This window comes from Bradyrhizobium sp. 23 (genome assembly GCF_023073295.1).
GTDB classification, from domain to species: domain Bacteria; phylum Pseudomonadota; class Alphaproteobacteria; order Rhizobiales; family Xanthobacteraceae; genus Bradyrhizobium; species Bradyrhizobium canariense_D.
Genome location: NZ_JADPJF010000151.1, coordinates 234,117 through 249,657, shown reverse-complemented (window position 1 = coordinate 249,657; position 15,541 = coordinate 234,117). Strand labels below are relative to the sequence as shown.

14 protein-coding genes are annotated in these 15,541 nt (G+C 64.2%); 8 read left to right on the top strand and 6 right to left on the bottom strand.

Going from position 1 to position 15,541, the window contains the following annotated elements; translation table 11 throughout:
• Positions 1 to 276 precede the first annotated feature (276 nt).
• Both IVB32_RS38240 and IVB32_RS38235 read left to right on the top strand, forming a co-directional pair.
• A complete protein-coding gene (locus IVB32_RS38240) occupies positions 277 to 1,968 on the top strand; it encodes a methyl-accepting chemotaxis protein (RefSeq protein WP_018455905.1) in 1,692 nt (563 codons plus the stop codon).
• Between the two features lie 48 nt (positions 1,969 to 2,016).
• Entirely contained in the window at positions 2,017 to 3,111 is a 1,095-nt protein-coding gene (locus IVB32_RS38235; RefSeq protein ID WP_018455906.1) for a phosphotransferase, read from the top strand.
• Between the two features lie 38 nt (positions 3,112 to 3,149).
• Here IVB32_RS38235 and IVB32_RS38230 read toward each other — a convergent pair whose 3' ends face one another.
• From IVB32_RS38230 to IVB32_RS38220, 3 genes are read right to left on the bottom strand one after another with little or no spacing between them, the layout of a single operon-like run.
• On the bottom strand, positions 3,150 to 4,706 hold the full coding sequence (locus IVB32_RS38230; protein ID WP_018455907.1) for an MDR family MFS transporter: 1,557 nt from the start codon (positions 4,704 to 4,706) through the stop codon (positions 3,150 to 3,152).
• A gap of 4 nt (positions 4,707 to 4,710) precedes the next feature.
• The gene (locus IVB32_RS38225) at positions 4,711 to 5,886 is read right to left on the bottom strand and encodes an HlyD family secretion protein (RefSeq protein ID WP_018455908.1); all 1,176 of its coding nucleotides are present in this window, start codon (positions 5,884 to 5,886) and stop codon (positions 4,711 to 4,713) included.
• Entirely contained in the window at positions 5,879 to 6,361 is a 483-nt protein-coding gene (locus IVB32_RS38220; RefSeq protein ID WP_026233050.1) for a MarR family transcriptional regulator, read from the bottom strand. Before IVB32_RS38220 ends, IVB32_RS38225 begins: the two co-directional genes overlap by 8 nt.
• 157 nt (positions 6,362 to 6,518) lie before the next feature.
• Between IVB32_RS38220 and IVB32_RS38215 the strand changes: the two genes are divergently transcribed.
• The 6 genes from IVB32_RS38215 to IVB32_RS38190 all read left to right on the top strand — a co-directional run bounded on the left by IVB32_RS38215 (position 6,519) and on the right by IVB32_RS38190 (position 12,590).
• Positions 6,519 to 7,013: a transcriptional repressor gene (locus IVB32_RS38215; protein ID WP_018455910.1), complete on the top strand. Its 495-nt coding sequence runs from the start codon at positions 6,519 to 6,521 to the stop codon at positions 7,011 to 7,013.
• 34 nt (positions 7,014 to 7,047) lie between these two features.
• Positions 7,048 to 8,001, top strand: a complete 954-nt coding sequence (locus IVB32_RS38210) for a DMT family transporter (protein ID WP_026233051.1) — start codon at positions 7,048 to 7,050, stop codon at positions 7,999 to 8,001.
• 12 nt (positions 8,002 to 8,013) lie between these two features.
• On the top strand, positions 8,014 to 9,297 hold the full coding sequence (ispG, locus tag IVB32_RS38205) for a flavodoxin-dependent (E)-4-hydroxy-3-methylbut-2-enyl-diphosphate synthase (protein WP_018455912.1): 1,284 nt from the start codon (positions 8,014 to 8,016) through the stop codon (positions 9,295 to 9,297).
• Between the two features lie 147 nt (positions 9,298 to 9,444).
• Positions 9,445 to 10,341, top strand: coding sequence for a TauD/TfdA family dioxygenase (locus IVB32_RS38200; RefSeq protein ID WP_204513101.1), 897 nt, complete (start codon positions 9,445 to 9,447; stop codon positions 10,339 to 10,341).
• A gap of 86 nt (positions 10,342 to 10,427) precedes the next feature.
• Positions 10,428 to 11,765, top strand: a complete 1,338-nt coding sequence (locus tag IVB32_RS38195) for a Rieske 2Fe-2S domain-containing protein (RefSeq protein ID WP_018455914.1) — start codon at positions 10,428 to 10,430, stop codon at positions 11,763 to 11,765.
• Positions 11,766 to 11,768: 3 nt separating this feature from the next.
• Positions 11,769 to 12,590, top strand: coding sequence for an N-acetylmuramoyl-L-alanine amidase (locus IVB32_RS38190; RefSeq protein ID WP_018455915.1), 822 nt, complete (start codon positions 11,769 to 11,771; stop codon positions 12,588 to 12,590).
• 26 nt (positions 12,591 to 12,616) lie between these two features.
• Here IVB32_RS38190 and IVB32_RS38185 read toward each other — a convergent pair whose 3' ends face one another.
• The 3 genes from IVB32_RS38185 to IVB32_RS38175 all read right to left on the bottom strand — a co-directional run.
• A complete protein-coding gene (locus tag IVB32_RS38185; RefSeq protein ID WP_018455916.1) occupies positions 12,617 to 14,224 on the bottom strand; it encodes a Na+/H+ antiporter in 1,608 nt (535 codons plus the stop codon).
• A gap of 49 nt (positions 14,225 to 14,273) precedes the next feature.
• On the bottom strand, positions 14,274 to 15,143 hold the full coding sequence (bla, locus tag IVB32_RS38180; RefSeq protein WP_026233052.1) for a class A beta-lactamase: 870 nt from the start codon (positions 15,141 to 15,143) through the stop codon (positions 14,274 to 14,276).
• Between the two features lie 191 nt (positions 15,144 to 15,334).
• Positions 15,335 to 15,541: nuclear transport factor 2 family protein (locus IVB32_RS38175; RefSeq protein ID WP_247413072.1), on the bottom strand; the 207-nt coding region annotated here is incomplete at its 5' end.

The window sequence follows — 15,541 nt, the reverse complement described above, 5'->3', positions numbered from 1 at the left end:
GCAAGCCGGTGTACCGGCTCGACCTGCGGCTCCAGGGCGACAACGAAACGGTATTTTTCGACGTGTGACCCCCAGCGCCGTCCCGGACAGGCGGAGCGCCGATCCGGGACGACAGCGGAGGACGGGCCCAAGCTTCGCTGCCCGAAACTGTTGACCTGACGCCATTTCCCGTATTTTTCCGGAGTTCGCGCGATGCAATTTCCGCGCGATGCAATCCCGTGTTTACCGTAATCCTTTAGGGTCCGTGGGATTCAGCGCGGCCCATTGGATTTTTCCATGAAAATTCGTCTTTCGCTTTCTTCCGCAATCATTGCTTTCGGCATCGTTCTGGCCATCGGCTTTACCGCCGTGGTCTCGACCAGCCTCTACGCCTTGAAAGAGCTCAAGGTCGGCGGTCCGCTCTATTCTGATATCAAGCTCGGAAACGATCTCATCGCCGACATCCTGCCGCCGCCGGAATATGTGATCGAGGCCTACCTCGAGGCCACGCTCGCCATGCGCGAGCCCGACCAGCTGGCGGCCCATGCCGAACGCCTGGCCCAGCTCCGCAAGGATTACGACGAGCGCAAGGCATTCTGGGTCACCTCCAGCCTCTCGGCCGACCTGAAGACGACCCTGGTGTCGAAATCCGACGCCGAGGTGCAGAAGTTCTGGAAGCTGTTGTCCGACCAGCTCCTCCCCGCCCTCAAGGCCAAGGATACGGCCGTCTCCGAGCGGGCCTACGCGCAGCTCAAGGAGGCCTATACCGCGCATCGCGCCGTCATCGACAGCATCGTCGAGAGCGCCAACAAGCAGAATGCCGACATGGAGAAGCTGGCCGCGGACCGCGACAGCTCGATGCTTTACATCCTCCTCGGCGTCTCCGCCGCCGTCCTCGCCTTCATTGCGGCGGGCCTGCTCGGCGTCGCCTTCGGCGTGATGCGCCCGATCGTGCGCATGACCAGCGCGATGCAAAAGCTCGCGACCGGCGATCTCGCCGCCGACATTCCTTTCGCGCACCGGCAGGACGAGGTCGGCTCGATGGCGGGTGCGCTCTTGGTGTTCAAGCAGTCCGCGGTCGAGAATTTCCGCCTGCGCGAGGAGCAGTTGCAGAAGGAGCAGGAGGCGGCGCTCGCCAAGCGTGAGGCCCTGCATCAGATGGCCGAAACCGTCGAGCGCGAGACCGGCCGCTCGGTCGACACCGCGAGCGCGGCGACGCAAGGCGTGGAGCGTGCCGCCTCCAGTCTGTCCGAGATCGCAAGGTCGCTCTCGACACAATCGCAGGCGGTCGCAGCCGCCTCCACCCAGGCCCTCGGCAGCTCGCAGACCGTCTCGGCCGCAGCTGAAGAACTCAGTGCTTCGATCCGCGAGATCGCAACCCAGGTCGCGCGGACCAGCACGGTTACAAAATCGGCGGTCGCCGGTCGGGAACAGGCGCGCTCGACCATCCAGACGCTGGCTGGATCGGTGAAGAAGATCGCCGAGGTCTCCGACCTCATCGGCGGCATCGCCGGCCAGACCAATCTGCTGGCACTCAACGCCACGATCGAGGCGGCGCGCGCCGGGGAGGCCGGCCGTGGCTTCGCGGTGGTCGCCGCCGAAGTGAAATCCCTCTCCGACCAGACCGCCAAATCCACCGAGGAGATCGCGCGGCTGATCGCCGAGATCCAGGCCTCGACGCAAGCCGCCGTCGACGCCGTCGAAACCATGGGAGGCCACATCGTCGAGATCGACGGCGTCGCCACCTCGGTTGCCGCCGCGATGGAAGAGCAGGACGCCGCGACCCGCGAGATCACGCGGTCGATTTCCGAATCGACTTCCGCGGCGAAGGAGGTCTCGGCCAAGATCGGTGATGTCAGCCGCGACGCCGCCTCCGTGAACGAGCGCGCCGCGGAGGTCAGGCAGGCGATCGCCGGCATGGCGGCCAATCTCGAGCAGCTTCGGTCGGTCGTGGTCCGGACGGTGCGCGACTCCACAGCGGCGGCCTGAGCCCGGCGCGATGCCTATTGCTGGTGCCGGGGGGTGTGATTGTGCAGTATGGTCCGGGACGAGGGCATCGTGGCGTCCATGACACCTCCACAACTGCCGGCGGTCGTTGAGCGGGCTCGACTGACCGCTGCGCTACGCAGGGGCGGCGTGCTGGATGCGGGCGCCGTGCGCGAGGTGAAGGTGCTGCACCAATACCCCGCCATGGTGTCGCACGTTATCCGACTTGGGCTGCGCTATGTCGGGGAAGCAGCCGGGTCCCCGCACTCTGTCATCCTGAAGATCCCGAATCCGGCCTACGCCAAGTCGCTGGCAAATTCTGGTCGGCAGGAAGTGGCCTTCTACACCCGCCTTGCGCCAAATATGCCGTCGCACATCGTGCCGCGCTGCTACGATGGGCATTTCGACGAGGAGAGCCAGGACTGGCATCTGCTGCTCGAAGATCTCACCGACAGCCATGACGTTGCAGCTGACTGGCCATTGCCGCCCTCACGCGATCAGGCGATGGCGATCGTAACGGCGCTCGCCCGCTGGCATGCATCTTGGTGGGACCATGCGGGTCTCGGCGACACCATCGGCACCTGGATGAGCCTTGATGATACGGCGAGTCTGATAGAGACATTCGCCGGCCATTACGACCGCTTCGCCGATTTGCTTGGTGATCGCCTCAGTGAGGAGCGGCGGACCCTGTATCGGCGCTTCATCGACAAGGCCGAGCAACTGTTGCAACGCTACCATTCGCATCGCCATGTGACCATCGCTCACGGCGATGCCCATACCTGGAATTTCCTGCTGCCACGCGCGGGCATCGCTGACGCTGTGCGCATTTTCGATTTCGATCATTGGCGCATCAACGTTCCTACCCACGACCTTGCCTATATGATGGCGACGCAATGGTATCCAGAGCGCCGGCAGGCGCTCGAACGCCCGCTGCTCAATCGCTATCACGAGATGCTGATGGCGCACGGTGTCAGCGGCTATACGCGCGGCGCGCTCGACCAGGACTATCGGCGGTCGGTGCTGTGGCACATCACCAAGCCAGTCTGGCAGTGGAGCATCAACATCCCACCGGTGATCTGGTGGAATAATCTGGAGCGGGTGATGATGGCGGTCGAGGATCTGGGCTGCGAGGAGATTTTGGGGTAGAGGCGCGCAACATCATCGGTGTCGTCCCGGCGAAGGCATCACTCCATCACCGCATGTTCCGGCCCCGCCGCCTGCTTGCGCAGGGTGGCCTTGGTCGAGCCGATCAGCAGGGCGAGCGGGATGGTGCAGAGGATGAAGAACATCACCAGCTCGTAGTCGTGCGCGAAGGCGATGATCTGCGCCTGCACGCTGACCATGCGATCGGCCATGGCGCGACCGGCGTCGGTGGAGAGATTGATCATGCCGCTGACGCTGGGCATCTGGAGCGCATGGTTGAACGGGTTGATGTGTTCGGACAGGATCGCGTAGGTCCGCCGCGTGCCTTGTGTCAGCTGGGCGATGACGACGGAAATGCCCACCGAGCTCGCGACGTTGCGCATCAGGGTCAACATCGCGGTGCCGTCGGTGCGCAGCTCATTCGACAAGGTCAGGAATGCCACCGTCGAAAGCGGCACGAAGACGAGGCCGAAGCCGAAGCCCTGGATCACGCTGACGGTCACGATCTCCGGCACCTGGGTCAAATCGGTCCAGCCGGTCATCTGGAACAGCGAGCCCGCGGTCAGCGTCAGGCCGGTGATGATCAGTGTGCGGGCTTCGATGTAACGCATCATGCGGCCGACCAGCATCATGGCGAAGAAGGTGCCGAAGCCGCGGCTCGCCAGCAGCAGGCCCGCGGTGATGATGGGATAGCCGATCACGTTCTGCATATAGGGGGAGGCCAGCGCCATGGTCGAGAACAGCACGAGGCCCATCACGACCATGAACACGCAGCCGGTGACGAAATTGCGGTCCTTGAAGAGCCCGAAGCGGATGAACGGTGTCGAGGTCGTGAAGGAATGCGCGATGAAGAAGTAGAAGGCGACGGCCGAGACGATGAACTCCGCAAGGATCTCACCCGATTCGAGCCAGCCCAATTGCTCGCCGCGGTCGAGCGCGAGCTGAAGCGACCCGATCGCGACCGCCAGCGCCGCGAAGCCGAACCAGTCGAACTTGAGACTGAGATCCTTCCGGGTCTCGTCCATGAAGATGATCAGCCCGATCACGGTGATGGCGCCGAACGGCAAATTGACGAAGAACACCCAGTGCCAGGAATAAGTCTCGGTCAGCCAGGCGCCGAGCGAGGGACCCATGATCGGCCCCATCATTACGCCCATGCCCCAGATCGACATCGCCTTGGCGCGTTCCTGGAGCGTGTAATAGTCGAGCATCACCGATTGCGACAACGGCACCAGGGCCGCGCCGAACACGCCCTGCAGCAGGCGGAAAATCACCATCTGGTTGATGTCCTGCGCAAGCCCGCACAGCACCGATGCCATGGTGAAGCCGGCCGAGCAGATGATGAAGATGCGCTTGCGGCCGAAGCGGTTGGCGATCCAGCCCACCGGTGCCGTCATGATCGCGGCGGCGACGATGTAGGAGGTCAGCACCCAGTTGATCTGGTCCTGCGAAGCCGACAGCGTGCCCTGCATGTAGGGCAGGGCGACGTTGGCGATGGTGGTGTCCAGCGCCTGCATGATGGTTGCCGTCATGGCGCAGATCGTCACCATGTTCCGGCGCAGGCCGGGGACCATAAGGGCGGGATTGGACTCCGCCATAGGATTAGTCCTTGTCCTGATCTTTGTCTTGGCTCGCGGTCGCCGACAGGCCGAGCAGACCGGCGAGCGAGCGCTGGTGGCCGGTGTCGATGGTGGCGTAAACGCTCATGCCGGCCTTCAGCTTGCGTACGTATTTGTCGGTCTCGTCGAAATAGATGCGGATCGGCACGCGCTGCACCACCTTGACGAAATTGCCGCTGGCGTTCTGCGGCGGCAGGATCGCGAATTGCGCGCCGGTGCCGGGCGAGAGCGAGCCGATCTTGCCCTTGAAGGTATGGTTCGGGAACGCGTCGACCTCGAGCGTGACCGGCTGTCCTTCGGTGACGTAGGTGAGGTCGCTCTCCTTCGGATTGGCGTCGACCCAGGGATGGGCCACGTCGATGATGGAGAACACCGGCGTGCCGGCGGCGACGTAGCGGCCGAGCTGGATCTGTTCGACCTGTGTTGCCACGCCATCCATCGGCGCGCGCAGCACGGTGTGGTCGAGGTTGCGCTGGGCATCGTCCAGCTTGGCTTTCGCTTGCGCGTAGGCGGGGAATTGCTCCAGCGGCAACTCGGGATTCCCCAGCAATTGGGTCTTGGCATTGGAGAGTTGCTGCTTGATGTATTGCGCCTGCGCGCCGGCGGTAACCAGTGCATTGGACGCGTTGTCGAGATCGAGCTGCGAGCCGTAATTGTTCTTCACCAGCGACTGCTTGCGTTCGACGTCGCGCTGCTTCAGGTCCATGCCCTGCTGGGCAAGATTGAGCATGTCACCGTAGATCTTGATGTTGGCAACAAGATTGTCATAGGTGATGCGGGCTTGGGCGAGTTGCGCTTTGGCTTCTTCCAACGCATGACGGAACGGAGCGGGGTCGATCTCGAACAACTCGTCGCCGTGCTTGACGACCTGACCTTCCTTGACGACGACCTTCTGGATTTTGCCGGAGATATCAGGGGTCACCAGCACTTTCTGCGCGCCGACATAGGCGTCATCAGTGCCGACGTAACGGCCGCCATTGAGATAGAAGGTGAAGCCGGCAACCGCGACGACGAGCGGCAGCACAACCAGGAGCAGCACGCGGCGATAGCGGCGCAGGCCCGCCACCAGGCGGCGGCGCGGATCGGTGCCGGCTTTCTTGGTGGGCTTGCCGCCGTCGATTTTCTGCTCGGGCTGGAACTTGAGAACCTGATCAGCCATAGCGTTGCTCCTTACGCGCTTGTTCCGCTCCGCTGCTCTGGATCGCGGACCGCACGTTTTCCTTGATTGTTTCGAGTTGGGTGAGGAGGCGATGGGCGTCCGCCGGAGTGATGCCGTCGAGCGCGTTGGCCGTGAGCTCGGACTTCAGCCCGCTCATCCGCCCGAGCAACTGCCGCCCGGCCTTCTTCAGGTACAGCCGCTTGACGCGGCGATCCGAAGGATCGTTGCGTCGCTCGATCCAGTCGCTGTCACAGAGTTTGTCGATCAGGCGCGTCAGCGTGATCGGCTGCACCTCGAGAAGCTCGGCGAGTTCCGACTGCTTCATGCCTTCGCTGCGCTCGACCTTGGCCAGCACCGCCCATTGCGCGCGGGTGATGCCGAAGCGCGAGGCTTCCTTGTCGGCATAGACCCGGAGCAGGCGATAGAGCTCGGCGAGCGTAAACAGGAAGTTCTGGTCCACGGGCCCTGGGCTCATGAGCTTGGTCTCCAATAAGCTTGCAATATAATAAGCAAGCTTATGATTATTTCATGGCGGGTTTGCGGGACGCTGTCCCGCAGGCCGAGCATGGCTGCTGGCCGCATCGCCGGTCCTGCTTTGGGTTCCCCTTTCGAAATGCTAGAACGCCGGTCGCATGACCCTCGCAAAACCGGCATTTCCCGCGCCCGATCACGATCACGGCCGCTGCACCGCGGATGCGCTGGCGCATGCCGAGGCCGTTTGCGGAGAGCGCGCGCAGAAATTCACGCCTATACGCCGCCATGTATTGGGGGCGCTGCTCTCGAGCCACCGGCCGCTCGGCGCCTATGAGGTCATCGACGAACTGGCGAAGTCGATGTCGCGGCCGGCGCCGATCACGGTCTATCGTGCTCTCGATTTCCTGATGGCCAACGGCCTCGTGCACCGGATCGAAAGCCGCAACGCCTATCTCGCCTGCGCCGCTCACGACCACGACGCGATCTCGGCGGTGACGTTCCTGATCTGCGAGCGCTGCGGCCTGGTCGGTGAGATTCCGTCGGCATCCTTCGCCAAGGACCTCAACGCCGCCGCGCGCAGCTCAGGCTTCGCTCCCAAATTGTCGGTGGTGGAAATCACGGGCGTTTGTGCGCATTGTCAGAAAGCCGCATAGAGCAACAACGGCGCAAAGCCGGTTTTAGGAAGAAATGTCCTCACCTCAAGCCATACCGTCCGCCGGTCGTCCCCTCAGTGCCGGCGCCATCGCCCTGATGCTCATGCTGTGCCTGACCTGGGGGTTCAACCAGATCGCCGTGAAGCTGGTGCTGCCGGACATTCCGCCGATGCTTCAGGCCACGTTCCGCTCGATGGGCGCGCTGCCGGTGCTGTTCATCATCGGCAGCTTGCGCGGCGTTAAATTCTTCGAGCGCGACGGCACCTGGAAGCCCGGCGTCATCGCCGGACTGATGTTCGGCATCGAGTTCGTGCTGATCTTCCAGGGCCTGCGGTTCACACCAGCATCGCGGGCGGTCGTGTTCCTCTACACCGCGCCGTTCTTCGTCGCGCTCGGCTCCTACCAGGTGCTCGGCGAGCGACTTGGCGGGACGCAATGGCTGGGGCTCGCCATCAGCTTTGCCGGTGTCGCGCTCGCGATCGGCGTGCCGCAGCCCAACGTCGATTCGCATGTCCTGCTCGGCGATCTCATGATCGTCGGCGGCGCCGCGCTGTGGGCGGCGACCACGCTAGTTGCCAAGGGCACGCGGCTGCGCTTCGCGGCGCCCGAGAAGGCTCTGGGCTATCAGGTCGCGACCTCGATCCCGATCCTGGGGCTGGCCGCCTGGCTGTTCGGGGAGACCATCCCCCACACGCCGTCGCCGCTGTCGCTGGGCCTGATGGCCTTCCAGGCGATCTGGGTCGTGGGAACCACGTTCACGCTTTGGTTCGCGCTGGTGAAGACCTATTCGGCCAGCAAATTGTCGGCTTTTACCTTCATCACCCCTTTGTTTGGCGTGGTGGGTAGCTATTTCATCATGCACGACACGCTGAACCTGACATTCGGGGCTGCCGCCCTCCTTGTCATTGCTGGGCTTTTTCTGGTTAACCGTCCCAGTCAATCCGCTGCGGCGCCGCGCGATGCATTGCTGAACGTCACCAAAACCTGATATTTGGACGCCATGAACAAGCTCGAAAAAACCATCGATTCCGACGTCGCGGGCCCCGCGCCCCGGCACAAGACCACCCAGGTCAAGGTCGGCGACGTTGCCGTCGGCGGCGGTGCCCCGATCGTCGTGCAGTCAATGACCAACACCGACACCGCCGATATCGACGGCACCATTGCCCAGGTCGCAGCGCTCGCCCGCGCGGGCTCCGAAATGGTCCGCATCACCGTGGACCGCGAGGAGGCCGCCGCTGCCGTCCCGCACATCCGCGACGGCCTGCTCAAGCGCGGCATCACCACGCCGCTGATCGGCGACTTTCACTATATCGGCCACAAGCTGCTCGCCGCCTATCCGGCCTGCGCCGAGGCGCTCGCCAAATATCGCATCAATCCCGGCAATGTCGGCTTCAAGGACAAGCGCGACACCCAGTTCGCCGACATCATCGAGATCGCCAACAAGAACAACAAGCCGGTGCGCATCGGCGCCAATTGGGGCTCGCTCGACCAGGAGCTCTTGACCAAGCTGATGGACGAGAACGCCGCCTCCCCCGATCCGCGCGACGTGCGCGCGGTGACGCGCGAGGCCATGGTGCAATCCGCGCTGCTCTCGGCCGCGCGCGCCGAGGAACTCGGCATGCCGAAGAATCGCATCATCCTCTCGGCCAAAGTCTCGGCCGTGCAGGATCTGATCGCGGTCTATCAGGATCTCGCCAGCCGTTCCGACTACGCGATCCATCTCGGCCTGACCGAGGCCGGCATGGGCACCAAGGGCATCGTGGCGTCCTCGGCCGCGCTCGGCATCCTGTTGCAGCAGGGCATCGGCGACACCATCCGCATCTCGCTGACGCCGGAGCCCGGCGGCGACCGCACCCGCGAGGTGCAGGTCGGCCAGGAGCTCTTGCAGACCATGGGTTTCCGCACATTCGTGCCGCTGGTTGCGGCGTGCCCCGGCTGTGGCCGCACCACCTCGACCACATTCCAGGAACTGGCCAGCTCGATCCAAGGTTTCATCCGCGACGAGATGCCGACCTGGAAGACGAAATATCCCGGCGTGGAAGAGCTCAACGTCGCGGTGATGGGCTGCATCGTCAACGGCCCCGGCGAATCCAAGCACGCCAATATCGGCATCTCGCTGCCGGGCACGGGCGAGGCGCCGGCTGCCCCGGTGTTCGTCGACGGCAAGAAGTTCCGCACCCTGCGCGGCCCGACCATCTCCGCCGACTTCAAAGCACTCGTGATCGACTACATCGAGCAGCGCTACGGCCAGGGCGCCAAGGTGCCGGTGACCGCGGCGGAATAGTTCTGCTCCAGATCAGGAATCGTAGGGCGGGTTAGCGAAAGCGTAACCCGCCTTATTTTTGCAGGCGCGAAGTGGCGGGTTACGCTTCGCTAAGCCGCCCTACATTGCTACGATGCTCCCAAGCAAGAATGCATCGGGAGACACGCCATGAGCTCACTCGCCGGCAAGCAGGGCCCGCGCTATCGCCACGCGACGGACGACGGCGCGCCTTACGAGACCATCGCGGTCGAAAAGCTGACCCCGATCATCGGCGCGGAAATCTCGGGCGTCGACATCGGCAAGCTCGTCTCCGACGATGCGCGCTCCAACCGGCAGATGGACGAGGTCCACCGCGCGCTTGCCGAAAACCTCGTCATCTTCTTCCGCGACCAGCACATCACGCCACAACAGCATCTCGCCTTCGGCCGCAAGTTCGGTGAGCTGCATTTCCATCCCGCCGCGCCGCATGAGGATGAAGACCCGGCCCTGATGAAGATCTATGCGGATGCGAATTCGCCGCGGGCCAATGGCGAGGGCTGGCATTCCGACGTGTCCTGCGATCACGAGCCGCCGATGGGCTCGATCCTCTACATCAAGCAGTGCCCGCCGCGCGGCGGCGACACGCTGTTCGCCAACATGTATGCGGCCTACGAGGCGCTGTCGGACCGGATGAAGGCCTATCTCGACGGGCTGACTGCGTTGCATGACGGCGAGCCGATCTATCGCGGGCTCTACGCCAATTACGGCGTCGCCGACCGCCCGTCCTATCCGAGTGCCGAGCATCCCGTGGTGCGCACGCATCCGGTCACCGGCAAGAAGGCGCTCTACGTCAACCGCGGCTTCACCCGCCACATCAACGGCATCCCGCGCGACGAGAGCGAGGCGATGCTTGCCTATCTCTACCAGCACGCCGAGAATCCGCTGTTCCAGTGCCGCTTTCGCTGGACAGAGAATGCCATCGCCTTCTGGGACAACCGCTGCACCCAGCACCGCGCGATGTGGGATTATTGGCCGCACACGCGCTCCGGCACGCGCGTGACGGTGAAGGGGGAGCGGCCGGTTTAACCGGCCTGCGCGCCGCGTTCCGCGTTGACGTCTTCCCGCGTCCGCGCCAATCTTGCCGGCAACAACGACCGTCGGGAGGATTTTCCATGCTCCGCGCCGAGGACAACAAATTCCTGACCGAGTCGGGCTCTGGTACAGGCATGGGCGAATTGTTGCGCCGGTTCTGGATTCCTGTGCTGCTGTCCGAAGAACTCCCTGAACCCGACGGCGAGCCGAAGAAGATCATCGTTCTCGGCGAGGAGCTGCTCGCCTTCCGCGATACGCGCGGCGTTGTCGGAATCATCGATCAATACTGCCCGCATCGCGGCGCCAATCTCTGGCTCGGGCGCAACGAGGAATGCGGCATCCGCTGTGTCTATCACGGCTGGAAGTTCGACACCGACGGCCGCTGCGTCGACATGCCGACCTCCTATCCCGACCTCAACGCCAAGGATCTCATCCGCATCAAATCCTATCCGGCGCGCGAATGGGGCGAGATGATCTGGGCCTATATGGGTCCCGCGGATGCGATGCCCGAGCTGCCCGATCTCGAAATGGCACTGCTGCCGGCCTCGCACCGCTATGTCAGCAAGAAATGGCAGGACTGCAACTGGGTGCAGGCGCTGGAAGGCTCGATCGACACCGCGCATTTCACCTTCGCCCATCTCTCCTTCGACAAGGAGGAGAACGAGATCCTGGACATCAAGAAGCATTTCGTGAATCCGATCGCGCGGATGTCGAGCGATCACATGCGCTGGATCGCGGAGGATCCGCGCCCTGTGATCAAGATCGCCGCGCACGCAGCGGGCCTCACCATCGCCGGCGGGCGGCTCACCGGCGGCGACAACATCTACTGGCGCATTGCGCAATTTCTGATGCCGTTCCACGCCTATGCCCCGAGCGCGATGCCGGGTGAGAACATCTTTGGGCAGACTTTCGTGCCCGTCACCGACACCAATTGCTGGATCTACACCTATGCCTGGAATCCGGAACGGCCGCTGACGCAAGCCGAGCGCGACGTCTTTGACCGCGGCAACGGCGTGATCGCGGAGGTTGGCGACAATTACGTGCCGCTGCGCCACAAGGGCAACGACTATCTGATCGACCGCAAGATGCAGAAGACCAGGAGCTACACCGGCATCAAGGGCGTCTCCGAACAGGATGCGGCCGTGCAGGACAGCCAGGGCCCGATCGCCGACCGCACCCGCGAGCATCTCGGTCCGACCGATCTCGGTATCATGCATTTCCGGAAAGTCGTGATGGAGCTGGCGCGGGCGCTTCAGCAGGGCGAGCCGCCGCCGCAGGCCGCGCATCAGGATCGCCATGCCGTGCGCTCGGGCGCCTGCGTCACCAGCAAGGCCAAGGACCTTTCCGCGGTGATGCTGGAGCGTTTCGGTGACGTCACAGGCTTTGTCGGCCGGCCGCGAACAGCGGCAGCGGAGTAGTACTTGGGACAGCCGCGCAGCATCATCGCAAGTCTCGTCTCGACGCTGGTCGCGTCGATCTTGCTATGGTCGCTGGCGCCTGCAGACTCTGGTCATGCTGCTATCGCGCGGAAAATCGCGAAACCCAAGCCGCCGCACGCGCCGGTCAAGTGTGAGCTGTCGAAATTCCGGATCCTCGTGGATGTCGGGCACACCCCGGACTCCTACGGCGCGTTGAGCGCGCGCAACGACACGGAGTTCGGCTTCAACTTCCGGCTTGCAAGTCTGATTACGGCGAGGCTCAAGGCCGAAGGCTTTGCCGCGACCCGGTTGCTCGTCACGGACGGCAAGGCGCGGCCGAGCCTGTTCAAGCGCGTCAGCACCGCGAATGACGCCCGGGCCGATCTCTTCCTGTCGATCCATCACGATTCGGTGCCGGACAAGCTGCTCGGGAGCTGGGAGTTCGACGGCGCGAACAGCTATTTCAGCGACCGCTTTTCGGGCCACTCTCTGTTCGTGTCGCAGCGGAATCCGCACTTCGCCGCCAGCCTGATGCTGGCCCGGATGATCGGCAGGCAGCTGAAGCAGCAGGACCTGCACTATGCCAGCCAGTACACCCTGCCGGTGATGGGCCGCTACCGGCGCCAATTGCTCGACAAGGATGTCGGCGTCTACCGCTATGACGGGCTCGTTGTGCTCTCGCAGACCCGCAGCGCCGCAGTGCTGCTCGAAGCGGGCTCCATCATCAACCGCGACGAGGAGATGGCGATGAACTCCCCGGAGCGGCAGGAGATCATTGCGGGCGCCGTGGCGGTGGCGATGAGGGAATTTTGCGAGAGGCGGTAGTTCGCGCCCCTAGCAATGACGGGAATCTATAGCGGCCCTCCCCGGTACTCCCGGTTTGCCAAGCTTGCCTCCTCCAGGTCCAGATCGCGCTCGATCCGCCGCCGCGTCTCGTCGGTGATCTGGCCCTCGCGCAGCAGCTCGTGGATGAACTTGCGCTCGGTGGCGATCAGACGGCGGGTCAGGGCGGTGCCGGCGGCGGAGACGTCGTGGTGGGTGGGATCGAGCGAGTCCGGCAGCTGGTTGACCCGGATCTCGTGGCGGGCGCGCAGGAGCCGCATCACCTCGTCGGACACGTCCTTTTCCTCGGTCAGCGCGTCGAGCGACTTTAGCGCCGCGTCGAGGGCCTGGCGCCGTGCCGCGATCTCGGCCTCGTGCTCGGCGGCATGCTCGTTGCGACCGGCTTCCGCGACACCGAGCCAACGAACCACGGGGGGCAGCGTGAGGCCGACGCCGATCAGTGTGATGAAGATGACGCCGAACGCGACGAACAGGATCAGGTCGCGAAACGGGAAGGCCTCGCCGCCCGGCAGCGTGAACGGCAGCGCCAGTGCTGCCGCCAGCGACACCGCGCCGCGCACGCCGGTGAGCGCAAGCACGAACGGCCATTGCCATGGTGGTGACGGATCGCGCGCACGCAGCGACTTGCTGAGCATTCGTGGCAGATAGGTCGCGGGATAGAGCCAGGCGAAGCGCGCGATCACGACCACCGCCAGCACCACGGCAGTCGCAATCATGATGTCGTCGAGCGGGAACGCCTTCGATTTCTCGTAGAGTGCGCGCATCTGGAATCCGGTGAGCAGGAACAGCAAGCCCTCGATCAGATAGATCACGAGGTCCCAGAAGAAGATGCCTTGCAGGCGCGTCGATGCCGAGATCAGCAGCGGGCCATTCCAGCTCACATAGAGGCCACAGGCGACGGTGGCGATCACGCCGGAGCCGCCGAGATGCTCGGGCAGCCAGTAGGACACGTAGGGCGTGATCAGCGACAGTGTCAGCTCGACCTGCGGGTCTCCCGACCATTTGCGGAACCGCAGGGAGAGCCAACCGACGCCGATGCCGAAGGCGATCTCGCCGGCGACGATGAGCAAGAACTCGCCGCCTGCCAGAGGCAGCGAGAATTGCCCGACCATGATTGCGGCGAGCGCGAAGCGGTAGAGGATCAGAGCGGTGGCATCATTCGCGAGCCCTTCGCCTTCGAGGATGACCATCAGCCTGCGCGGCAGATGCAGCCGGCGCGCGATCGCGAGCGGCGCCACCACGTCGGGCGGCGCGACGATGGCGCCGAGCAGGAAGCCGATCGTCCAGGGCAGGCCGATGAAATAATGCGTGGCGGTTGCGACCAACGCCGCGGTGAAGATCACCGCACCGACCGCCAGCAGCACGATCGGGCGAAGATTCTTTTTGAACTCGCGCCAGCTCATCGCGACGCTCGCCGAGTAGATCAGCGGCGGCAGCACCATCAGCAGCACCAGTTCCGGCGGCAGTTCGACCGCTGGCATGCCCGGCACGAAGGCAAGGCCGACACCTGAGAGCATCAGCAGAATGGCGGGCGCGATGTTGAAGCGGCGCGCGACAAGCGCGGTGCCCGCCAGCACGGCGAGCAGGATGAGAAAGGTCTGAAATTTCGCTTCCATGATGGTCTGTCTTCACCCGGAAGCGGTCGCAACGTCAATGCGTGCGGCTTTACGCCAGCCGTTCGGCCACCATGCGGCCGATGCGTGCGAACACGGTTTCGATCTGCGCCGCGCTCGGCGTGCCGCCCTGGGTATAGGCCGCGATCAGGATCGGTGCATCGGGCTTCGTATCGGGCTTGGGCCAGGCCACCGCGATGTCGCCGGATGCGTCCTTGCCGTTGTTGCCGGTCTTGTCGCCGATCTTCCAGCTTGCGGGGAGCCCGCCACGCAGCCGGTTCGCACCGGTCTTGCAGCCCACTAGCCACTCCGTGAGCTGCGCGCGCGAGGTGGCCGACAGCGCCTCGCCCGTGAGCAGCCGGCGCAGATTGCCTGCCATCGCCGCCGGCGTCGTGGTGTCGCGGGGATCGCCGGGCGGTGAGCGGTTGAGCTCGGGCTCGTTGTGGTCGAGCCGCGAGGCGGTGTCGCCGAGCGACCGCCAGAACGCGGTGAGTGCGGCGGGACCGCCGATCCGCGCCAGCAATAAATTGGCGCAGGTGTTGTCGCTGAGCTCGACGATCGCCTTGCACATCTCGGTGACCGACATTGCGCCGGCGGCAATGTTCTGCTTGGCGACCGGTGCGTACTCCAGCAGGTCGGCCTTGCCGTACGGGATCATGGCCGCAAGCTGATCCTCGCCACGATCGACCCGCGCCAGGACGCATGCCGCCAGCGAAGCCTTGAATGTCGAGCACATGACGAACCGTTCGTCGGCGCGCCAGGCGAGCCTTGCGCCGGTCGCGAGGTTCTCGGCATAGACCCCGATCCGGCCGCCACTCTCGCGCTCATAGGTTTCGAGCTCAGGCTGCGCGTCTGCGGCGAGCGCGGGGGAGGCGGCGATCCAGTACAGCGAGGCGAGCAGCGAACGGCGGTCGAGAAGCATGGTGGACCTTTTGAGCGAGACGGGGGCGGAGGAGAGATGCGGCATGCACTCCATCCGCATCGTCATTGCGAGCGCAGCGAAGCAATCCGGTCTTCCTCCGCGGAAAGACTCTGGCTAGCTTCGCTGCGCTCGCAATGACGGAGGATGTGGGAGGAGTGTGCCCGATTTCGGGCAGCGGAAGATTAGGCCCCTCACTCTCGCAGATCATACCGGTAAGACTTCGATACGATCTGCCAGCCATCGGCGAGCTTCATAGCCACCAGATAGTCCGTGAAAAAACGCGGCGGCAGTTGGCATCGGACCTTGATGAAGGCGGTCTTGTCGTCCGAACGGTCAATCGTGACGATGAAATCCTCGCGCGGCTTGCCTTCGGCCTTGCCGGAGGGGCGCTTGCGCAC